At 66.8% G+C, this 5,153-nt stretch carries 4 protein-coding genes and 1 pseudogene; 4 read left to right on the forward strand and 1 reads right to left on the reverse strand.

Going from position 1 to position 5,153, the window contains the following annotated elements:
• Positions 1–171 precede the first annotated feature (171 nt).
• A complete protein-coding gene (locus tag MXD62_RS26875) occupies positions 172–927 on the reverse strand; it encodes a carboxymuconolactone decarboxylase family protein (RefSeq protein WP_248832203.1) in 756 nt (251 codons plus the stop codon).
• Positions 928–1,106: 179 nt separating this feature from the next.
• Between MXD62_RS26875 and MXD62_RS26880 the strand changes: the two genes are divergently transcribed.
• The 4 genes and pseudogenes from MXD62_RS26880 to MXD62_RS26895 all read left to right on the forward strand — a co-directional run.
• Positions 1,107–1,889, forward strand: a complete 783-nt coding sequence (locus tag MXD62_RS26880) for an SDR family oxidoreductase (RefSeq protein WP_248832204.1) — start codon at positions 1,107–1,109, stop codon at positions 1,887–1,889.
• 14 nt (positions 1,890–1,903) lie between these two features.
• Complete coding sequence (locus MXD62_RS26885) at positions 1,904–2,749, forward strand: NAD(P)-dependent oxidoreductase (protein ID WP_285224199.1); 846 nt, start codon at positions 1,904–1,906, stop codon at positions 2,747–2,749.
• A gap of 380 nt (positions 2,750–3,129) precedes the next feature.
• Positions 3,130–4,707, forward strand: coding sequence for an ABC transporter substrate-binding protein (locus tag MXD62_RS26890; RefSeq protein ID WP_248832206.1), 1,578 nt, complete (start codon positions 3,130–3,132; stop codon positions 4,705–4,707).
• A 273-nt stretch (positions 4,708–4,980) separates the two neighbouring features.
• Positions 4,981–5,153 (forward strand): annotated as a pseudogene (locus MXD62_RS26895) (aromatic ring-hydroxylating dioxygenase subunit alpha); the annotation flags it as partial.

The raw sequence follows: 5,153 nt of genomic DNA on the forward strand, positions 1-5,153 counted from the left end.
GACTCATTGATCTCCTCCGTTCACGGATCAATTATCCCTCATAGGGATCACTGTCCGAAGAACGGGCCCCACCTCAATAGGAGTCCGGGGCCTCGACTGCTGATTTCGCTTGACATGGTGCAGAGAAGGCTGCAACCCCTCCGTCGAGGTTGTGTGAGCTCAGGGAAGCTTCTAGGTCTGCGTGCTCTTGGCGGCGTCGCCGAGTGCCTCGCCCTTGGCGAAGCCGTAGTAGGCGGAGAACTGGAGCACGATCTCGTCCATCTCCTGCGCCGTGATGTCGCCGGAGCGCAGTGCGGCGCCGACGTGTGTCTTCAGGGGCGTCGGTGAGTCGCAGATCGCGACGCTCGCGACGGTGATGATGCGTCGCTCCCGGCGGGTGAGTCCCGGGCGTTGCCAGACGTGCCCGAAGACGAAGTTGAGGATTCCGGCGTGGCGGTACGGCGTCTCCGGCCCCGGGGCGGGCGTGAGGTTCACGTCGATGAACTCCTTCACGCCGCGCTCGAGCCGCTGCTCCCAGTCGTTCGGTCCGAGCGTGTCGTTGCTCAGGGGCGGGCGCCGGGTGGTCACCTCCTCGCCGCGTTCCTGCTGGATGCGCGCCCACTGCCGGAGGATCACGCCTTCGAGGTGGGAGGCCTTGGGCCAGCCGAGGTAGACGGCGAAGTGCAGGACGAACTCGAGCATCTCCTCAAGATCGATGTCGCCGCTGTTGAGTGCGGCGTAGACCTGGGCGTCGATGGGATGAGGTGAGTCCGCCGCGGCGACGCAGGTCAGCGTCACCCATCGCCGGTCACGCCGGCTCAGGCCGGGCCGGGACCACACCTGGCCGAACACGAAGTCCCGGGCCGCGGCCTCGACCGGTGTCGCCGCCTCCGGCGGCTCGACGGTCATGACCTCGCGGTAGGTCTGAGCAGTTTCTGCTGTGCCCACGGACGCTCCCTCGTGTTCGTTCATGCGGTCGACTGCAATCTAAGGCGGTTGACTCTCATGGTCCAGCGTGCTTCGATGACTGAGGTGCTGATGATCTCCACGTCAGCGAAGGAGCAGGTAGTCCGGCCGCCGGGCAGCTCTTCTCCGACTCCTCTCACAGACGAACTGGACGACTACTCATGAGCATCGATCTCGACGGTGCCGTCGCGGTCATCACCGGCGCGGGCAGTGGCATCGGTCGCGCCGCCGCGCATGCCTTCGTTCGGCGCGGGGCGCGCGTCGTCGTCACCGATGTCGACGGTGAGCGCGCGGCCGCCGTCGCCGGCGAGCTCGGGGAACGGGCTGTCGGCGGCCGGTGCGACGTGACCAGCGTCGGTGATCTCGAAGCGGTCCGTGACCTGGCGCTCGACCACTTCGGCCGGGTCGACTTGGTGATGAACAACGTTGGGATCCTCGCCGTCGGTCCGGTCGAGGAGATCCCGCTCGAGGCGTGGCAGCGTGTCATCGACGTCAATCTGCTCGGCGTGGTCCGCAGCAATCTGGTGTTCCTGCCTCTGCTGCTCGGACAGGGGTCCGGTCACGTGGTCAACACCGCCTCGACAGCGGGGCTGCTGCCCTACGGCTTCGACCGGCTGCCGTACACGGCGACCAAGCACGCGGTCGTCGGACTCTCCGAGTCGCTCGCGCTGTACCTGCGGCCGCGCGGGATCGGCGTGTCCTGTCTGTGTCCTGCCGGCGTCGCGACCAACATCGTCGAGCAGGTCACCCTCTACGGGGAGCAGTCCCAGCCGCGAGGTCCGAGCTTCCCCGTCCTCGACCCCGAGACGGTCGGTGAGCTCGTCGCCCAGGGCGTCGTCGACGGCCGTTTCCTCATCCTCACGGCGCCGGAAGCCGCCGACGAAGTCCGCGAGCACGGCGCCGACGTCGACGCCTACCTCGCCCGCCTCGGCAAGGAGATCTGAGGGGTGGACCGATGATGCGAGTCGGATTCATCGGGCTGGGCAGTCAGGGCGGGCCGATGGCACGTCGCATTGTGGACGCCGGGTACCCGCTGACGCTCTGGGCCCGCCGTCCTGAGTCTGTGGCCTCTTTCGCCGACACTGCCGCCGTCGTAGCGCCGACCCCGGCCGAACTCGGCGCGGCGTGCGACATGGTGGGGGTCTGCGTCGTCGCAGATGCCGATGTCGAGGACGTGCTGCTACGCCCCGACGGTGTCCTGGCGGGAATGTCGCCCGGCGGGGTCATCGCGATCCACTCCACGATCCATCCTGATTCCTGTCGGAGGTTCGCCGACGAGGCGGCGAAGAAAGGCGTCGCGATCGTCGATGCCCCGGTCAGCGGTGGGGGTGGTGCGGCGGCCGACCGCAGGCTGCTTGTCATGGCCGGCGGTGACGACGAGGCCGTCGCGCGGTGCCGGCCCGTCCTCGAGACCTTCGCCAACCCGCTGATCCATCTCGGCCCGCTCGGCAGCGGTCAGCAGGCGAAGTTGCTGAACAACTTCGTCTTCACCGCGCAGGTCGCGTTGGCGATGGACACCTACTCGTTCGCCGACGGGCTCGGCATGACCCGGAGCGCCGTGGCGCAGGTGCTGGCACACGGCACCGGCGGCAGCCGGGCCGCCGCGATCCTGGCCGCCTCCGGTTTCGACACCACCGGGCTGCGCCAGGCCGCGTCGCTGCTACGCAAGGACGTCGGCATCATGCTCGACGTCGGCCGGACCGGCGGCGTACTCGAGCCGGCCACGCTCGCGGAACTCGCCCAGCAGGCCCTGGTAACGCTGGAAAGCACATCCACGAACCCGGACCCGGGCTCCGAGAAGTGACGGACAACGAACGGCAGGAATACCTGGCTCGGGGGTGTTACATTCCAAGGACGTCCACGACCTGGCCGTACAGGCCAACCACTAGGTAGAGTCGGACCCGCCGGCCGGGTCCCGGTAGAACAATGTGAATCGCGGATACCGGCGGACCACGAGCACGATCACTTTGGGCGGGAATCGGAGCCCGTGAACTCCGGGGACCGGGCCCGGCATGTTGACGCATGAATCGATTACACCTGGTGGTCGCCGAGGCGGCGGATATTGCTGATGTAACAGACCCGCTTGATCATATTCTGTGGAATCTATTTCCCCTGTGGAGACGGCTGTTCCTGGAACAAGACAGTCGACCTCAACGCGAAACGAGAGATCAGGAAAGGTCAACGATGCCTCGTAGGGCTCGATTAATGGCCACCGCAGCGGCCTGCTGTGCGGCGCTCGTTCTGGGTGCCTGTGGCGGTGGCGGTGGCGGTGGCGGTGGCGATTCCGGCCCGGCCGTCGGCGCCTCCGGCGATCCGGTCGCGGGTGGTCACGGAAGGGTCCTCACCCTCAGCGACCCGCGCACCCTGGATCCCGCGGCCCTAGGCAACGCCTACGCGACCACCGGCGTCATCGGGAACGCCTTGTACGGGACTCTCATGACCACCGACGAGGCGGGCGAGATCCAGTACACGATGGCCGAGTCGTTCGCCACGACCGACCACGGCACGACCTTCACCCTGAAGCTGCGTCCCGGGCTGCTCTTCTCCGACGGCACCCCCCTCGACGCCGAGGCCGTGAAGTTCAACTGGGACCGCATCAAGGACCCGGCCACCCGCGCGACCAACCTCTCCGAGGCGTCGATGATCGCCTCGACCGAGGTTGTCGACGACGTCACACTGACGGTCACGATGACGGCCCCCGCGCCGAAGTACGCCCAGTCCGTCATCACCTCGACGTTGAACTGGATCGCCTCTCCCACCGCGCTGCGGAAGGGCCAGCAGGCGTTCGACAAGAACCCGATCGGCGCCGGGCCGTTCACACTCGAGAGCTGGACCCGCCAGGCCAGCATCGAACTCGTCAAGAACCCCCGCTACTGGGACGCGCCCAAGCCCTACCTCGACCGCCTCACCCTTCGCACGACCTCCGACGCCAGCCAGCGCTACAACACGGTGCTCACCGGCGGCGCCGACGTGGCCGTCGAGTCGAACCCGGTCAACATCGACAAGGCCACCCAGGCTGGTCTGCCCAACACCGTCATGAAGCTCAGCGGCGGCACGTTCATCGCACTGAACACTCGCAGGGCGCCGTTCAACGACGTCCGTGCCCGGCAGGCCGTGGCCGCCGCCCTCGACATGGACGCGCTGAACCTGGCCGTCTACAACGGCAAGGCCGAGCCCGTCGACACCCTGTTCGTCAAGGCCTCACCGTTCCACTCGGACACGCCGCTGCGCAGCACGGACAAGGCGAAGGCCCAACGGCTCTTCGACGAGCTCGCGGCTGAGGGCAAGCCGGTGTCCTTCACCTTCTCCAGCGCACCCACCACCGAGAACAGGACGACGGCGGAGAACATCCAGGCCCAGCTGAGCACCTTCACCAACGTCAAGGCCCAGGTTAAGATCATCGAAGTCACCGAGCTCGCCGCGCTGCGCACGACGCACGACTTCGACGCGGCCACCTCGTCGGCCTTCTTCCAGGACCCCGAACCGCGGCTATCGACCGCCTTCGGCAGTGGCTCGGCCGCGAATCTGTCCGGCATCGACGATCCCGACCTCGAGGACGCCCTCCTGACCGGCCGGACCGCGACATCGGAAGAGGAACGCAGAACCGCCTACGACACCGTGCAACAACGCCTCACCGATCTCGCTCCGATCGTCTTCCTCGCCCGAGCGGAACCCAGCGCCATCTCGGGCAAGAACGTCGGTGGCCTCGTCCAGTACGGACTCGGTTCACTGCTCCCAGAACAGCTCTGGATCCAGAAGTAGCCGTCCGACCGGAGAACGGATGAGGGGGAGTGTCCGACGCTCATCGGACACTCCCTCAGCATGAGGCAGGCAAGATTGCGTTGGAGCAGACACGGCTCGACGAGAGTCCCATACCGTAAGCCGTGATCCGCACAGATGCCATCCACGGGTGTCGTCCGGCGTACGGAGTCGTCCGACACGCGAACTGGTCTCACACAAGGCATACGAACGCTGATTCGGCATGGGCTCGCCGGCGGTGCGAACGAAGTAATCCTGCGAGAGGGGTTACGGCCGATGTCCATCCAGGAGCGACTGGCGACCGGTCGGGGCAAGTTCACGCCCAACTATCCGGATCTTGGTACCGGTCCGGTGGACTACGAGGACTCGATTTCCGAGGAGTTCTTCCAGGCCGAGCGCGAGGCGATCTTCAAGCGGACCTGGCTGAAGGTCGGCCGGATGGAGCAGCT

The sequence above is a fragment of the Frankia sp. Mgl5 genome, assembly GCF_023242985.1.
GTDB classification, from domain to species: domain Bacteria; phylum Actinomycetota; class Actinomycetes; order Frankiales; family Frankiaceae; genus Parafrankia; species Parafrankia soli.